Below are 16,798 nucleotides of genomic sequence, written 5' to 3'. Positions count from 1 at the left end.
TAAATAATTTTGCGATTTTATCGCAAATGAGAATAGTCGTCATTGAGAGAAGAAACGGAAGAAGCAATGTTAAAGCGTTCGCCATCACCCATAGTGGTAAGATTGCTTCGTGCCTCGTAATGACGGAATAGGCGAATGAAAGTCAAAATCCTCCATCATCCATTTTACATTCCTACATTACCCATCCGAATCAATTCAAATACACATACGTAATCCCATCTCCGCCTCTATCCGCATGTTCATCCTCCATTCTGTTTACCTGGCTATACTTCCGTAAATATTCCCTGATCATTTTTCTCAAAATTCCGTCACCTTTACCATGAATAAGTTTAATAGAGGGAAAACCGAGCATAATAGCTTTGTCTAAATATTTCTCTACTTCGAACAGGGCATCTTCTGTACGCTTCCCACGAAGGTCAAGTTCAGCCCTAAAGCCAGAGACTGCCTCATTCATGCGCCCTGCAAAAGAATTAGCACTGCTCTGAACCACTTTTTTAGCTTCCCGGTTACTCACCTTTTGTACCCGGTTCTTTTTAACGGTAGAACGTAAATCACCAATTGCCAAAACCAGTTCATTGCGGTTAATTTCTAAAACCTGACCGATGGTTTCACTATCTGTAAATTTAACCAGATCCCCCACTCCAATTTCACCTCCTACAACTACTGGTACTGGCTTAGGACGCTCTTTTGGTACAGTATTTTTAACGAGTTCGCGCTGCAGGTTTTGGCGGAGTTCCTTGGTTACTTCCTTATCAGCCTGTTTTTCCTTGATCTCGGCAATGGTATTTTCTACCAGTTTATTGGCATTTTTAATAATGTTCTGCGCCTCTTGTTTCGCTTCCTTAATCAGGATTTTTTTATTTTCCTCTAAAAATGTTTTTAGCTTTTCATTTTCCGCAACCAGGTTTTTGGCTTTATTCTGCTGATTGGCCAAACTTACTTTCGCATCATAAATATTTTTCTTCTCTCTTTCCAGATCCACAAGCATTGTATCAACCCGGTTCTGGTTAGATCCTGTTTTCTCTTTCGCCAGCTGGATCACTTCTTTTGGCAAACCAATATTCTGTGCAATTTCGAAAGCGTAAGAACTTCCCGGTTTGCCCATTTCTAAAATGTAAAGCGGTTTCATCTTTGCATTATCAAAAAGCATCGATGCATTTTCCAATCCAGGTGTATTTCCTGCAAACAGCTTTAAATTAGAATAGTGGGTGGTAATTACACCTCTCACCTTTTTATTATTCAACACCTCAAGAACAGCTTCAGCCATTGGCCCGCCAAACTGCGGATCAGTACCCGTACCAAACTCATCAATCAATACCATTGTTTTTGGCGAAGCGTGCTCTACAAAATAACGCATCTTTTTCAGGTGCGCACTGTAAGTACTCAAATCACTTTCTATCGATTGGTCGTCGCCAATATCGGCGAAAATATTTTCAAAAATGCCAACCTCACTATTGGCGTCAACGGGAATTAACAGACCTGTCTGTAACATAATCTGCAAAAGGCCAACCGTTTTCATACAAACCGATTTACCACCAGCATTCGGTCCCGAGACTAAAACTACACGCGTTTCTGCATCGATATGGATATTTAATGGTGTAACCGTTTTCCTTTCGGCTGCAAAAGAGATTGATAATAAAGGATGTCTCGCATTGATCAGTTTGGTTTTCGGCTCTTTTAATAACCCGGGCATTTCAGCTTCAATATCTAAAGCAAACAATGCTTTTGCACGCACAAAATCAAGCTTGGTCAAAAAACCATGGTAAGAAAGCAATAATGGCGAATACGGACGAAGATCGTCTGTTAACGCAATTAAAATCTTAATGATTTCGCGGCGCTTATCAAATTCTAAATCGCGTAACTTATTATTTAAAGTAAAAACCTCTTCCGGCTCAATATAAACGGTCTGCCCTGTGGCCGATTCGTCGTGCACAAAGCCCTTTAATTTGCGTTTATTCTCAGCCAGAACCGGGATACACATCCTGCCATCGCGGATGGTTAAACTGCCATCAGCAACCCAGTTATTAGCAATGGCCTGTTTATAAATAGAATCCATGCGTTTACGCACATCTTGCTCCGCCTTCGAAATAGCTGAGGTAATTTCCTGCAATTCTTTCGATGCATTGGGTTTAATCTTTCCTTTGGCATCGATTACAGTTTCTATTTTACGCAGAATGTTTTTTTCGATCGGCAGATGCTCAAATAAAGCTTCCAATGTAGGGTACACTTCCGCGCGCTCTTCGAAGAAACGGAGAACAGAAAAGACAGTTTGCAAGGAAGTATATACCTGAAACCACTCATCTTCTAAAAGATAAGTACCTTCCACTCTGATTTTTTCAACCAGCGATTTAATATCAAAAAAGGTATTGATCTGTAAGGGTTCCTGATTTTGCAGAATACTCTTAAACTCGTTTGTTTGACGTAAAAATTTATCAATCTGATCAAAACGGTTCATCACTTGCATCTTTTCCACCATCGTTTGTCCCATAGGGCTTAAACAATGTTTGCTGATCAGTTGCCTGATTTCCACAAAACCTAAACGTTCTAAACAATTTTCGGGATATAACATATTATTGTACTACGGCTGGTGTGAGCATTGCGCTCGCTACTCCAGCTTTTTTTATATTTATAAGTGAATCGGCCTGTTTTTTCTTTTTGGCAATTGCAGCCACAGCTTTAACCTTTGATAAAGAATCTGGTTTCATTTTTTTTCTAATGGCAAGAGAATCGGCCTTAAATTTCTTTGCTATTACCAACGAATCAGTTTTAAATTGTTTTTTCCTAATCATTAAATCGGCCAACTCCGTTCCTTTTTTTTGCTTAGTCAACATTTTTTGAATATTTTTATACATAGCTTCCAGCGCTACCGGATTGGTATTATACCAGAGTAAACTTTTATTGTATTGGACAGAATCGGTACCAAATTTTTTATAAATCCCTTTATAATAACCTGCAGCCACCTTCTTTGCAGAATCTACCACATAAATGCTGGAAAGATACCCATCAACAATGTGCATATCGTATAAAATCTTCTCCATCTTATCAGGTTTAATAATGCCATCAGGTATACCAGGCTTACAGCCAAACCATAATATAGCTATCATTAAAACCCATATTAATCTCTTCATGCTTAATTTAAATATTATTTTTTGCCCAAATTGCGGCAAGGTTATTAATTTTACCAAAAATAGTTATAAATGAGCATAGCTGATAATCTTAAACAATATAAAAGCGAAGTTGAATCAGATGGGGCAAAACTGATTGCAGTTTCAAAAACACAGCCGATAGAATCAATTTTAGAAGCATACAACGCCGGACAGCGCATTTTTGGAGAAAACCATGTACAGGAAATGGTTGAAAAAGAAGCGCAGCTCCCTAAAGATATCGAATGGCACCTCATCGGCCACTTGCAATCCAATAAAGTAAAATACATTGCGCATTTTGTAAAACTGATACACGGAGTAGACAGTTTGAAACTGCTGCAGGAAATTGATAAGCAAGCGAAAAAAAACAAACGCGTAATCGATTGTTTATTACAGGTTTACATTGCTGATGAAGATACTAAATTTGGACTCGGCTTTGATGAAGTGATCGAAATTCTGCGTGATGAAGCGTTTGCTGAATTAAAAAACATCCGTATTGTCGGATTAATGGGAATTGCCACCAATACCAAGAATGAAAAGCAGATTACGATCGAATTTCATGAGTTAAAAGTGTTTTTTGACGGCATAAAAGTGAGTTTCTTCCGTAAAGAGGATTCTTTTAAAGAAATATCGACCGGAATGAGTGCCGACTATAAAATCGCGATCGCGGAAGGCAGTACTATGGTCCGCATTGGCAGCAGTATTTTCGGAAAAAGGATAATCAAACATTTTAAAAACGATATTTCGACCAACTAATATGGATTTCAATATCAGGTTTGCAACTGCAGAAGATTGTCCAAGAATATTGGAACTGATTAAAGAGCTGGCCGTTTATGAGCGGGCTCCTGAAGAAGTAACGGTTAGTCTGGAGCATTTTATTGATGCTGGTTTTGGTAAAAATCCTGTATGGAAAGCTTATGTAGCAGAAGTAAATGATACGATTGTAGGCTTTGCATTATACTATACACGTTACTCCACCTGGAAAGGATGCAGATTATACCTCGAAGACTTTATTGTAACAGAAGAATTTAGAGGAAAGGGCTTGGGTAAAGTATTGTTCGAAAAAGTAATAGAGGAGGCTAAAAATGGCAACTATAGTGGCATGGTTTGGCAAGTATTGGACTGGAACGAACCAGCAATCAACTTCTACAATAAATATAAAGCAAATTTAGAAAGCGGCTGGTTAAACGCGGCTTTCTCTAAAGAACAGATCAAGGCATTTTAATATGGATATTTTTAAGTTTGGAGGTGCCTCGGTAAAAGATGCGGCAGGTGTAAAAAATCTCGCCAATATTGTACGCGATTACAAAAAAGGAAATCTGCTGATCGTAATTTCTGCCATGGGCAAAATCACCAACAGACTGGAAGACCTTACCGATGCTTTCCTCTCGCAAAATGATGAGGCACATGCAATTTTTGAAGAAATTAAACATTTCCATTTCAGCATTATAGACGAACTTTTTCAGGGAAAACACCATCCTGTTTATGATGATGTGGCCAATACCTTTGTAGAGATCGATTGGTTAATTGAGGATGAACCTGATAACAATCCTGATTATATTTACGATCAGATTGTATCTATAGGCGAGGTCGTTTCTACTAAAATTGTAGCAGCCTGGTTAAACGAAATGGGGAATAAAACCCTTTGGGCAGATGCACGCAACTATATCCAGACCGATAATACTTATAAAGAAGGTAAAGTAGACTGGGCAAAGACCAATCAGATTATCCAAAAAGACTTGTTGCCGTTATTAGTAGAAAATATTATTGTAACACAAGGGTTTATAGGCGGAACAAGCGAAAATTACACTACAACATTAGGTCGCGAAGGTTCTGATTATTCGGCAGCCATATTTGCTTCCTGTTTAGATGCCGCTGCATTAACCATCTGGAAGGATGTTCCCGGGGTATTAAATGCAGACCCCAAATGGTTTGATGAAACGGAAAAAATAGCACAGCTTTCTTATCATGATGCCATTGAGCTTACTTATTATGGCGCAACGGTAATCCACCCAAAAACTATAAAACCACTTCAAAACAAAGGGATTCCACTTTTTGTAAGGTCATTTATCCAGCCAGAAGGCTCTGGAACAGCAATTACCAAAGAAAATAATCCCTTACCTATACCCTCTTTTATTTTTAAGGTAAATCAGGCGCTGATTTCTATTTTCCCAAAAGACTATTCATTTATTATTGAAGAAAATCTGAGCAATATTTTTGAACTTTTCCATACACACAGGATCAAAATCAATACTATGCTTAATTCTGCGATCAGCTTTTCGGTAAGTGTTGATGATCATCCTGTCCAGATTGAAAAACTGATTAAAGACCTTTCAAAAGAATTTACCGTAAAATATAACAAGGGCCTGGAACTGGTTACCATCCGTTATTACAACCAGCAAACTATTGATCGTGTAACAGTTGATAAAGATATTTTATTAGAGGTGAAGAGCCGGCATACCTGTCAGATGGTGATGAAAAATAAATAGTCGGAAGTCCGGGGTTGGAAGAGATGAGTTCACCTTGATACTTGCTACTTAATACTCGCTACCTAATACTTGATACTTGCTACTTAATACCTGATACTACCCTAAAACAATGAACAATAAACTTTTAGCCAAAGCCGTACAAGATTATATCAGCGTCAATTTAAATGCAGATGTAAATCAGATTGCTCTAGCAAAAAGTCCGTTCGAAGGTATTAGCCCAGCCGAGCTAGCTACACAAATCACTGCCAAAAAGAAATCGGAGAAGAAATTACCAACCTGGTTCCACACAGAAAACATTTATTATCCTCCTGTATTATCCATCGAACAAACCTCTTCTGAAATTACCGCAAAATACAAATCAAAGCTTGCTAAAGGTGATACATTGATTGATATTACCGGAGGCTTCGGAATTGACAGCTATTACTTTTCGCAAAAGGTAAAAGCGGTTACACATTGCGAAATCAATTTCGAACTATCTGCCATAGCCCAGCATAATGCACAGGCTTTACATGCAACCAATATAGAATTTAAAGCGGTAGACGGCATTGCGTATATTAAAAATAGTGATACTACTTTTGATACGATTTATGTAGATCCAGCCCGAAGAGCCGAAAAGGGTAAAGTTTTTATGTTAAAAGATTGTACCCCAGATATTGCAGGCCATCTGGAAATATTATTAGAAAAATCTTCCAGAATAATTGTTAAAACAGCGCCACTGCTTGATATTTCAGCTGGATTAGCCGAATTGAGCCAGGTGAGTGAAATACACATTGTAAGTATAAAAAATGAGTGTAAAGAACTTTTATGGGTAATTGATAAAAATTACCGCGAAGACGCGAAAATTATAGCTGTAACGCTAAATAACGGGATTGAAAAAGATTTTTCCTTTTACAGGTCATCTTCAAATGGTTCAGCGCAATTTGCAGAAAACTTAAATATCGATGACTACTTATATGAACCCGATGCTGCTTTATTAAAATCAGGTGCTTTTAATTTAATTGGCACAACTTACAATCTTTTAAAACTACATCCTCAAACGCAGTTATTTAGTTCGGCTATTGTAGATAAAGATTTTCCTGGACGTATATTTAAAATCGAGGACATATTAAACACGGGAGAACTGAAAAAGGAGACAAATTTAAAAGGGAATGTAATTGTTCGTAATTACCCTGCAAAACCGGAAGATTTAGTAAAGAAATATAAAATCAAGTCAGATCAGGAACAATTCTTGATTTTTACAAAGATTGCAAATGGAGAAAATGTGATTTTGAAGGCTTCGATTATTCAATATTATTAAGGTTTCCGCGCATCGTCATTTCGAGCTAACCCAAAGGCTCTGCGAAGCAAAAATCTGCCTAAATAGATCTCTCCACTTCGCGTTGCTCCGGTCGAGATGACGACCACTCTATTGATTCTGTCATTCTGAACGCAGTGAAGAATCTTTAACTAAAAAAATTAAATCAAAACCAACTATTTTTTTTGGAAAGCAGGTCCAGAAGCATTTGCGATCCTACAGCCCCGCTCCCGCTTCTGCCGATGAAAAATATAGGCATCCCGCTAAGATCGGGTTTAGCTGGCTTAAATAGTACAGCTGTTGTTTGTAAAATAAACCCGACAGACAGCGTTATCCCGATTGGAGTATTATATTTTATCCATAGAGGGATTTCAATCGGGATTAAGCAAATGGCGGGACTATCGAAACAGAAGTACCACAACTGCTGCTTTTCAAAAAAAATAGGTCAGAACCCATTATATCATATTAGTAAGTCGTGATCCTAAACGTAATAAAGAATCTGCTAGTAGGAGCAACTAACATAAATGCCAATCGACCTTTGTGCAAAGGCACAGTCCGGAAGCCAGTATTCATAGGTCAGGGATTCTTCACTGCGTTCAGAATGACAAACATGGCATTACAAAATACAAAAAGCCTTTCTTCTAGAAAAGCTTTTTGTAGGCTTGAGAAATAATCGTTATATTATTGCTTAAACTTTCTTAACGTTTACTGCTTGTAAACCTTTTCTGCCTTCAGCCACTTCAAATTCTACTATGTCGTTTTCTTTCAAGCTTTCGATTCCACCTAAAACATCTTTAAAGTGCACAAATAAATCTTTATTGTCTTCTTGCACAATAAACCCGAAGCCTTTTTGCGTATTAAACCATTTAACTTTTCCGGTTGCCATAAAAAAATAAAAAATTGTATAAATAAATAAACCTTTTAAGCCTTGATCAGCATTTAATCTAAACAATTGCGCATTAATACAAATAAAACAACCAGTTTAAGCGTTAATATTGAAACAAAACTACCAAATATAATAATTTACGAATTTAACACAAGCCATTTTGCTCCGTTCAACAAGAATGTTGCGTTACTATAAAACTCGATTTATTTATTTGGCTGAGGTGTTGTACGCAAATAAGGTTTAATTACCTTGTGCCCCTTCGGAAATTTAGCCGGAATATCTTCCGTTTTAATGCTGTTTACCACAATTACATCTTCCCCATCTTTCCAGTCGGCTGGTGTAGCTACGCTATAATTTGCGGTAAGCTGCAAAGAATCAATCACACGTAAAACTTCATTAAAATTTCTTCCGGTAGATGCCGGATAAGTAATGATTAATTTCACCTTTTTATCAGGACTGATGACGAACAATGATCTAACAGTTAATGTTTCTGAAGCATTCGGGTGAATCATATCATAAAGATTGGCCACAGTTTTATCCGGATCGGCAATGATTGGAAATTCAACAGAAGTATTTTGCGTTTCGTTGATATCATTAATCCAGCCTTTATGCGACTCGGCAGAATCAACACTTAAAGCCAGAACTTTAACGTTTCGTTTTTCAAATTCGCCTTTTAGCGCAGCCGTTCTACCCAGTTCGGTTGTGCAAACTGGCGTATAATCAGCAGGGTGAGAAAAAAGCACGCCCCAGCTATCGCCTAAATAATCGTAAAAATCTATTTCGCCAATAGAGGTATCGGCTTTGAAATTCGGTGCGGTATCGCCTAATCTTATACTCATGATATTATTAATTTAATTTTGACTATAACAAATCTAAACAATACTATAGTAAATACATAGATTAAATATTAATTTCAGACCTCCAAATTACAATTCCAATAAAAAACCCTGAAGATTTAAATCAACAGGGTTCAAAAATATTAATTTGTTTGGGGTATTATTTTAATATGCTTTAATCATAAATACATAATCTTGTATTTTTTCGATCTGTTTGGTACGTTTTAAACCAGACAATAAGCTCTTTTTGTTGGCAGAAAGTTTATTGATACCCAATGAATCCTGGGGAATAGCCCTCATTGCCTCTAAGATATATTTTGATTTAATGGCAAAGGCTGCGCCTTCAGTCTGATCTGGCTTGCCACTGATAATACCAACCAAATTTCCGTTATTGTCTAAAACCGGACCGCCACTATTACCTGGATTAACCGAAATGGCTACCTGATACTGAGTGGTATCTCCAATAAAACCATTTTTAGAACTCACGTAGCCCTCTCCAAGTACAGCATCATCTTTTGGATAACCTAAAGTGTATACAATTTCGCCAATGTTACTGGTATTTCTTTTAATAGTATAAGGAATAGAAGATAAGTTACTGAAGTGTTTATCGTTTATTTTAAGAATTGCGATATCGTTTTGAGGATCTGTATAAATCGATTTTACTTTAAATGATTCTCCTTTACTGTTTTGAACATATAAAGAATCAGCACCATTAATGATATGCAGATTAGTTAAAATGTAACCATTGGTAGAAATGGCAAAACCAGTCCCACCAAAACTATTCTGAGTACTTGGCTTATCAGAAGTTGCATTGTTATGCTTAATGTTTCTAATTAAGCTATTTTGTGTTTTAATGGCATTATTTACCCGATTACTTAACTGTCTGTAGCGCTCTGCCTGTTGAGTGCTGTGCTGAATAGAGTAGATAGAAACCAGAGAAAGTACAACAAAAGATGCTGCCACTGCAATGGCAGATTTATGTTTCCGCCACAATTGAACTACACGTGAAGGATGAGGCCTAAGTGTTGAAGCCAGACCTTCCACATCAATTTCTGAATGAATATGATTTAATTGTTCTTTTAAGCGCAGCTGTTCTGCAAATGTATCCATAGATGCTAAAAAGAACTTATGCGAAACTACTTTATGATCTACTGTGGCATCATTAAGACGTAACTGTTCAAAAGCTTCCATTTCCTGTGCATTAAGTTTACCTAAAAGATAATCTTCAATAATTGCATCTAACTCCAAATCGTTTCTCATTTCAAATTATGGTTGAAAAAATATTTTCTTTAACCTTTGCAGGCATTTATATTTCTGCGTTTTTGCATTATCAGTATTGGTATAACCGAACTTTTCACAGATATCCTGCATGGATAAATTGTGGATATAAAAATCCTGAATAATGGTTTTACAAGGTTCGCCCAGGTGATCAAGTGCCGATTGCATTTTTGCAAAAGAAGCATCTTTCTCTTCATGGTTTTCTACATCTTCTTCAACAGCAAATACATCTTCATAATCGGTAATATTACCGGCCTTTTTACTGTTTAGACTAAGTTTTTTTAGCCAAATACGCCTGCAAACCGAATAAATATAGGTTTTCAGCTTGCTGCTGAGCTCAAAATTACCAGCCTTAATTTTGTTATATAAAATTATTATGCCTTCCTGATAAACATCTTTTGCATCATCTTCATCACCGTTATTGTTTAGGATAAACTGCAAAACCATCGCATAATACGCTTTGTATAACTTGTTAAGTGTATCTTCTGAGTTATTTAGAATACCTAAAATTACCTCTCTATCTGTTGGAACTGAACTCTTTAAACTGTTATTCACTAGTTAATACATTTTTCTATAAATAGTAACCCAATATTAGACAAAAAAATATTTATTGCTACTATAATTGCTTAATACAAACTAAAAGCAAACGGTAACCCAAATCGCCAGAAAAAAATATTTTACCTTTTCTGAAAATTATCGGGTTACCTTTTTACCTTTGCGGCATTAATAAGAAATTAATTACTAAAAAAATTCAAAAATGAAAAATGCATTCAAATTAGGCTTTTTAGCTTTAGCTTTATCTTTATCAGTTGTAGCTTGTAAATCAGAAAAAAAAGCTGAAGGTGCTGATACTACTTTAACTGATTCTTCTACTATCGTTACTGATACTACTGCAAAAGATACTACAGTAAAAGATTCTACAGTAAAAGATACAACTGTAAAAGCTACTACAACTACTACAGAAGAAGTTAAACACTAGTCTAACTTTACTCATAAAAAAAGGCTTCTGGTGCAAATCGGAAGCCTTTTTTATTTTATTTTACTTTTTTTTACTTTTTTTTACTTTTTTCGGGTTACCTTTTTAAATAAGTGGTATTAACAGGTAAATTAATTAATTACTTAAAAAATATTCAAAATGAAAAATGCATTCAAATTAGGCTTCTTAGCTTTAGCTTTATCTTTATCAGTTGTTGCTTGTAACTCAGAGAAAAAAGCAGAAGGTGCTGATACTACAGCTACTGATTCTTCAACTGTAATCACTGACACTACTGCAAAAGATACTACAGTAAAAGATTCTACAGTAAAAGATACTACTGTAAAAACTACTACAGAAAAAACTGAAGTTAAACACTAGTTTAACTTTTTTATAAAAAAACCTTTGGAATTCATTTTTCAAAGGTTTTTTCATTTTACCCCAAAAGCGGGTTACCTTTTCATTTTTCAGGTATTAATGGTATATATTAACCCTAAAACATATATCAACATGAAAAATGCATTCAAATTAGGCTTTTTAGCCCTAGCTCTATCTTTAACAGTTGCTGCTTGCGGCGAATCAGGTAAAAAAGCTGATGGTACTGATACAACAGTTACAGATTCTTCTACAATTGTTACTGATACGACTAAAGTTGATACAGTAGTTAAAGATTCTACCGTAAAAGACACTACAGTTAAAGCTACTACAGAGAAAACCGAAGTAAAACACTAATTTATTTCACAATTTTATACAAAAAAAGCTCATAATTTCAGATTATGAGCTTTTTTATTTAACATAAACGAGTTAATTTTTATTTTTTTATATAAATTAGCAAGTAATTAATTTTTTTTTAAACCAAACAAATCGAAAAAAATGAAAAATGCATTTAAATTTGGCTTTTTAGCTTTAGCTCTTTCTTTATCTGTTGTTGCTTGTAACTCAGAAAAAAAAGCTGGAGGCGGTGATTCATCTGCTGTTGACACATCAGTTGTTGATACAACAGTTAAAGACACTACAGTAAAAGACACAACAGTTAAAGACACTACAGCAGCTGATACAACTAAAAAATAGTTTTATCAAACCATTTAAAAAAGCCTTAGTATGCCTAAGGCTTTTTTATTTTAGGTATCAAGACCTTAAAATCCATCAATTGTAGTAAATTTGCGGCAAAAATATAATCCGCATAATGAATTTAACATCACTACAAGCTATTTCACCTGTTGATGGTCGTTACAGAAAAACTACCGAAAGTTTAGCCGCCTACTTTTCTGAAGAAGCGCTAATTAAATACCGGGTTTTTGTAGAAATCGAATATTTTATCGCACTTTGCGAAATCAACTTGTCTGGCTTAGAAAATTTTGATCGAAATCTTTATGCTGAATTACGCAAAATCCACAAAAATTTCTCAGAAGCTGATGCTTTAGAAATTAAAGAAACTGAAAAAGTAACCAACCACGATGTTAAAGCGGTTGAATATTTTATCAAAAGCAAATTCGATGCTTTATCTCTCCAAGACTATAAAGAGTTTATCCATTTTGGCTTAACCTCTCAGGACATCAACAATACTGCCATCCCTTATTCTATTAAACTGGCGCTGAGCGAAAGTTACTACCCGGCGATTGATTCTTTAATCGAAAAAATAAATGCCCTGGCAACAGAATGGAAAGATATTCCTATGCTGGCACATACCCACGGACAACCGGCCTCTCCTACCAAATTAGGTAAGGAGTTTTTGGTTTTCGCTGACCGTTTGGCTATCCAGGTAGAAAGTTTAAAAAACATCCCGAATAGTGCAAAATTTGGTGGTGCAACCGGAAACTTTAACGCCCATCACATTGCGTACCCAGAAGTAAACTGGGTTGATTTTTCGAATAAATTTGTAAATGAAACATTAGGTTTAACCCGTGCACAACATACCACGCAGATTGAGCACTATGATCAGTTTGCAGCCCAGTGCGATGCTTTAAAACGCATCAATAACATCATTATCGATTTGGATAGAGATATCTGGACGTATATTTCCAAAAACTATTTCAAACAAAGGATCAAGGCCGGAGAAATTGGTTCATCGGCAATGCCACACAAGGTTAACCCGATCGATTTTGAAAATGCAGAGGGAAATGCCGGAATTGCAAATGCACTTTTCGAGTTCTTTGCTGCTAAATTACCGATCTCGCGTTTACAGAGAGATTTAACAGATTCTACCGTATTGAGAAATGTTGGTGTTCCTTTTGGACATACTTTAATTGCCATTAATTCTACTTTACGTGGACTAAATAAGATTTTATTAAATGAAGCTGCTTTACATGCAGATTTAGATGAAAACTGGGCAGTTGTTGCCGAGGCTATTCAAACAGTTTTAAGGAGAGAGAATTACCCTAACCCTTATGAAGCTTTAAAAGAATTAACCAGAACCAATTCAAAAATCAATGCAGCAAGTATTGCCGAATTTATTGAAGGTTTAGCGGTTTCTGAAGCTGTAAAAGTGCAGTTGAGAACCATTACTCCTTTTAATTACACCGGCGTTTTTTAGTAAAATTAAATTGACGTTAAGCAGACAGCCAATAAAGGCTTTATTGCTGAGTAATTGTTAATTTTGTTTATTCAAATTGATTAAGACATGACGATTAACGTATATACAGAACAAACTCCAAATCCAGCGACCATGAAATTCATGGTAAATAAACTGTTAATAAATGGCAGTGAGGATTTCGCAACTAAAGAGAGTGCTGAGCATTCGCCTTTTGCTAAAGAGTTATTTAAGTTCAACTTCGTTTCCGGCGTTTTTTTTGCCAGTAATTTTGTTACCATTACCAAAACAGATGATGCAGAATGGGCAGATATCGAAGCTATTCTAAAAGAATTTGTTAAAGGTGCTGTAGAATCGGAATTAAAAATTAAAGAAGCAACTGCCGAAGAAGCTCCTGCTTTTGAAGGTACGGAAACTGAAATTAAAATTCAACAGATTTTACATGATTATGTACGCCCGGCTGTTGAACAGGATGGTGGTGCGATTACTTATAAATCTTTTGATGAAGGTGTGGTTACTGTAGAGCTGCGTGGTTCTTGCAGTGGTTGTCCGTCTTCTACCATTACACTTAAATCAGGCATCCAAAACTTATTACAGAGAATGGTACCTGAAGTTACAGAAGTAGTGTCGGAAGCGCTTTAAAATTGTGCATTTTTCATAGTATATAGTAAAAAGGTCGCGATGAGAATCGCGACCTTTTTTATACGTTCTTCTTTCTCGTCATGCTGAACTTGTTTCAGCATCTTTCCTGCTAGGCTAGACCCTGAAATAAATCCGATAGCTATAGGACGAAGTGCAACGGAATGGAGATATTTTTTTACGATATTCAACTACAAGATTTCTCCGCTACGATCGAATGACGATCTGTGCGGGTAACATCATTAAAAATACTGTTTAATTGCGGTTAACATTTCAGCGGTAAGTTTTCCATTGGTAGCCAATATCTCTCTTTTTTCAAAGTAATCATTTCCACCAGAGAAATCGTATACCTCTCCGCCAGCCTGCTGAACAATAAAGCATCCTGCTGCGAAATCCCATTGCTGCAGATTGTATTCAAAGAAAGCATCAAAACGTCCGCAGGCTGTATATACTAAATCTATTGCCGCCGCACCAATTCTACGTACCCCATGGCTTTTCTGCATCATTTCGGCTAATAATTTTAAGTATTTCTCTTGTTTATCAAACTGATAATATGGGAAACCCGTAGCCAACAAGCTCGAACCCAAATCAGGGTTTACAGAAACCTTAATTTCTTTCTTATTCATAAAAGCAAGTCCGCCTTTAAACGAATAGAACATCTCCCCCCTGTTTAATTCGTAAACAACACCAATTACAGGTAATCCATCTTCATAAAGTGCTACGCTAATGCCATAAGCCGGAATGCCATGGATAAAATTAGTTGTACCATCCAAAGGATCAATGATCCAGGTGTAGGTTTTACCTGTCCGGTTAATGGTTTTCTCTTCGGTTATAAAACCTGCATCGGGAATTAATTTTTCAAGATTTTGAACCAATTTCTGTTCTGCTGTTTTATCAACATAAGAAACCATATCATTCAAGCCTTTGTATTCTATTTTCTGAACGTCGAACTGCAAGGCCTCTTTACGGATAAAATTTCCGGTAAGCTTTACAATCGAGATCACTTTATTGCATATTAATTCGTAATTCATAACTGTTTAACAACAGAACAAGGTTGTTGTTGGATTTTAAATGAATTTATAAGGCTGTTTATTGAGCCAATTGGTTTTTGTTCCTCAAAGCATAAGCACTTAGTGCAATCCCACCTACTACAAGAAAAGTTGAAATCATTTCTGCCTGTGTAAAAGACAAACCAAAAACATGGTATTTTGAGTTTACCCGGATTAATTCGATACAGAAACGCTCAATACCATTTAAGATCATATAAATACCAAACATCAAACCTGGTGCTTTTATTTTATCCCTGATGCGCCATAAAAAGGCAAAAAGAATTAAACAGATAATTACTTCGTAAATCGGTGTTGGATATACACCTTGTGCCAGTTCGTTACAAAATTTTCCGGTACAACCAGGAATTGGAATGCCTTCTCCTACTACATTGTTGGGGTATTTATAAGACCACAACCAATCGGGAAGCCATGAAAATGGCTTTGGATTAGGATTTACAATTCCCCAGTCTCCATCGCCAGCTAAGTGACAACCAATACGACCTACTGCATAAGCCAGCATCATCCCCGGGCCACCTACATCAAGCATCTGTAAAGGCTTAATTCCGTTTTTCCTGGCGATAATTAATACGGCTGCACCGCCGCAAATTAAGCCACCATAAAAAGTTAAGCCGCTAAAAGATAATAAGCGCTCTATCGGGTGTTGAACAAAATCATCCCAATACTCTAAATTATCAAAGAATTTTGCGCCTAAAAAGCCCCAAATAGCCGCCCAAACAATCAGGTTACTCATGGTTTGGTATGGGTGAATGGTTACCTGTGTTTCTTTTGGTTTGTCTAGTTTGTGCTTATTTTTTTCGGTATAATCCCAGTAAGCAAATAAACCTGCAAAAAACAAACCACCAATTATATTTCCTTTGGCCGACATTAAAATCGATTGTGCATCATTTACAAAAAGTTTATAGTTTAACAACGCATAAACCAGTTTATAACCAATAACAAAGCCAAAAAGACCGTTCATGATCAATTCGGATGTAGTAGCAGGTTTACCGACCACAATTGTCTTTTTAATCGGGTGGAGTATGCCTAATGCCTCTTTACGTTTAAGCTCTTTGGTAAAAGCCCAATAACCGGCAACAAAGGCAAGCGCTACAAAAACACCAAATGTATTAAATGGAAGCGGTAAATTAATGCCGAACAAGTATTCTAAGAAATGTGAAACGGTAGGAAACATACAAATAATTTGTTGCGAAGATAGGAAAGAAAGCGCAAAGCTGAAAGGTTAAAGACCAAAGGTTAAAGACCAAAGCTTAAAGACTAAAGCGGAAAGACTAAAGAGCAAGATCTAAAATTTGAAGAAAGAGGTAAAAATCAATCTTTTTTATTTTGAAAAGAGAGGTTTGGTATTTCATCGGTTATTGCAGCCCTGCTCTCCACTTTACTCACCCGATTGAAAAAACATCGGGTTCGTGCTCGCTCCGATCAGGTTTAATTAACTTATTACAGTAGTTCTTGGGGGATTATTAAGTGCAAAAAACAGATTCTAAAAGAGATTGTCTTTCTCCGCTTATTTGTCATCCTGAACGCAGTGAAGGATCTATATTGTGATGGTAAAATGTTTTATTATCTAAACGGTTTAACCTTTCATAGTAAAAGATTCTTCACTGCGTTCAGAATGACACTAAAGGATATTTGACTGAAGACTTCTGACTAATGACTTAGG

General features: G+C 36.3%; 18 protein-coding genes. 10 read left to right on the top strand and 8 right to left on the bottom strand.

Translation table 11 applies throughout. From position 1 onward, the window contains the following. Positions 1-190: 190 nt before the first annotated feature. Together BCL90_RS06395 and BCL90_RS06390 are read right to left on the bottom strand one after the other, a co-directional pair. The gene (locus BCL90_RS06395) at positions 191-2,569 is read right to left on the bottom strand and encodes an endonuclease MutS2 (RefSeq protein ID WP_121283162.1); all 2,379 of its coding nucleotides are present in this window, start codon (positions 2,567-2,569) and stop codon (positions 191-193) included. A 1-nt stretch (position 2,570) separates the two neighbouring features. Beyond that, on the bottom strand, positions 2,571-3,104 hold the full coding sequence (locus BCL90_RS06390; RefSeq protein WP_166792187.1) for a DUF4296 domain-containing protein: 534 nt from the start codon (positions 3,102-3,104) through the stop codon (positions 2,571-2,573). Positions 3,105-3,197: 93 nt separating this feature from the next. Here BCL90_RS06390 and BCL90_RS06385 point away from each other — a divergent pair, with 93 nt between their 5' ends. From BCL90_RS06385 to BCL90_RS06370, 4 genes are all read left to right on the top strand, one after another. Next, positions 3,198-3,899, top strand: coding sequence for a YggS family pyridoxal phosphate-dependent enzyme (locus BCL90_RS06385; RefSeq protein ID WP_121283160.1), 702 nt, complete (start codon positions 3,198-3,200; stop codon positions 3,897-3,899). A gap of 1 nt (position 3,900) precedes the next feature. After that, positions 3,901-4,368 carry a GNAT family N-acetyltransferase gene (locus BCL90_RS06380; RefSeq protein ID WP_121283159.1) on the top strand — a complete coding sequence of 156 codons (468 nt, stop codon included), beginning with the start codon at positions 3,901-3,903 and terminating at the stop codon, positions 4,366-4,368. Between the two features lies 1 nt (position 4,369). Further along, on the top strand, positions 4,370-5,632 hold the full coding sequence (locus tag BCL90_RS06375) for an aspartate kinase (protein ID WP_121283158.1): 1,263 nt from the start codon (positions 4,370-4,372) through the stop codon (positions 5,630-5,632). 109 nt (positions 5,633-5,741) lie between these two features. Beyond that, a complete protein-coding gene (locus BCL90_RS06370) occupies positions 5,742-6,929 on the top strand; it encodes a class I SAM-dependent methyltransferase (RefSeq protein WP_121283157.1) in 1,188 nt (395 codons plus the stop codon). A 685-nt stretch (positions 6,930-7,614) separates the two neighbouring features. Here the strand turns inward: BCL90_RS06370 and BCL90_RS06360 are convergent. From BCL90_RS06360 to BCL90_RS06345, 4 genes are all read right to left on the bottom strand, one after another. Beyond that, entirely contained in the window at positions 7,615-7,812 is a 198-nt protein-coding gene (locus tag BCL90_RS06360; protein ID WP_121283465.1) for a cold-shock protein, read from the bottom strand. A 203-nt stretch (positions 7,813-8,015) separates the two neighbouring features. Then, positions 8,016-8,651: a peroxiredoxin gene (locus BCL90_RS06355; protein ID WP_121283155.1), complete on the bottom strand. Its 636-nt coding sequence runs from the start codon at positions 8,649-8,651 to the stop codon at positions 8,016-8,018. A 162-nt stretch (positions 8,652-8,813) separates the two neighbouring features. After that, positions 8,814-9,908 carry a S1C family serine protease gene (locus BCL90_RS06350; RefSeq protein WP_121283154.1) on the bottom strand — a complete coding sequence of 365 codons (1,095 nt, stop codon included), beginning with the start codon at positions 9,906-9,908 and terminating at the stop codon, positions 8,814-8,816. Between the two features lie 6 nt (positions 9,909-9,914). Beyond that, complete coding sequence (locus BCL90_RS06345; protein ID WP_121283153.1) at positions 9,915-10,481, bottom strand: RNA polymerase sigma factor; 567 nt, start codon at positions 10,479-10,481, stop codon at positions 9,915-9,917. A 202-nt stretch (positions 10,482-10,683) separates the two neighbouring features. Between BCL90_RS06345 and BCL90_RS06340 the strand changes: the two genes are divergently transcribed. The 6 genes from BCL90_RS06340 (at position 10,684) to BCL90_RS06315 (ending at position 14,071) form a co-directional block, all read left to right on the top strand. Beyond that, positions 10,684-10,905, top strand: a complete 222-nt coding sequence (locus tag BCL90_RS06340) for a hypothetical protein (protein ID WP_121283152.1) — start codon at positions 10,684-10,686, stop codon at positions 10,903-10,905. 156 nt (positions 10,906-11,061) lie between these two features. Next, entirely contained in the window at positions 11,062-11,280 is a 219-nt protein-coding gene (locus tag BCL90_RS06335; protein WP_121283151.1) for a hypothetical protein, read from the top strand. 24 nt (positions 11,281-11,304) lie between these two features. Further along, positions 11,305-11,631, top strand: coding sequence for a hypothetical protein (locus BCL90_RS06330; RefSeq protein WP_244095061.1), 327 nt, complete (start codon positions 11,305-11,307; stop codon positions 11,629-11,631). A gap of 141 nt (positions 11,632-11,772) precedes the next feature. Continuing rightward, complete coding sequence (locus tag BCL90_RS06325) at positions 11,773-11,970, top strand: hypothetical protein (protein WP_121283150.1); 198 nt, start codon at positions 11,773-11,775, stop codon at positions 11,968-11,970. A gap of 115 nt (positions 11,971-12,085) precedes the next feature. Beyond that, on the top strand, positions 12,086-13,432 hold the full coding sequence (gene purB / locus BCL90_RS06320) for an adenylosuccinate lyase (RefSeq protein ID WP_121283149.1): 1,347 nt from the start codon (positions 12,086-12,088) through the stop codon (positions 13,430-13,432). An 87-nt stretch (positions 13,433-13,519) separates the two neighbouring features. After that, positions 13,520-14,071, top strand: coding sequence for a NifU family protein (locus BCL90_RS06315; protein WP_121283148.1), 552 nt, complete (start codon positions 13,520-13,522; stop codon positions 14,069-14,071). A 239-nt stretch (positions 14,072-14,310) separates the two neighbouring features. Here BCL90_RS06315 and BCL90_RS06310 read toward each other — a convergent pair whose 3' ends face one another. After that, entirely contained in the window at positions 14,311-15,099 is a 789-nt protein-coding gene (locus tag BCL90_RS06310; RefSeq protein ID WP_121283147.1) for an inositol monophosphatase family protein, read from the bottom strand. Positions 15,100-15,157: 58 nt separating this feature from the next. Next, complete coding sequence (locus BCL90_RS06305) at positions 15,158-16,309, bottom strand: prolipoprotein diacylglyceryl transferase (RefSeq protein ID WP_121283146.1); 1,152 nt, start codon at positions 16,307-16,309, stop codon at positions 15,158-15,160. Positions 16,310-16,798 lie beyond the last annotated feature (489 nt).

The organism is Pedobacter alluvionis (genome assembly GCF_003664035.1).
In the GTDB taxonomy this organism is placed as follows: Bacteria; Bacteroidota; Bacteroidia; order Sphingobacteriales; family Sphingobacteriaceae; genus Pedobacter; species Pedobacter alluvionis.
The sequence above is the reverse complement of the archived record's forward strand: the minus strand, read 5'-3'. Positions and strand labels throughout refer to the sequence as shown.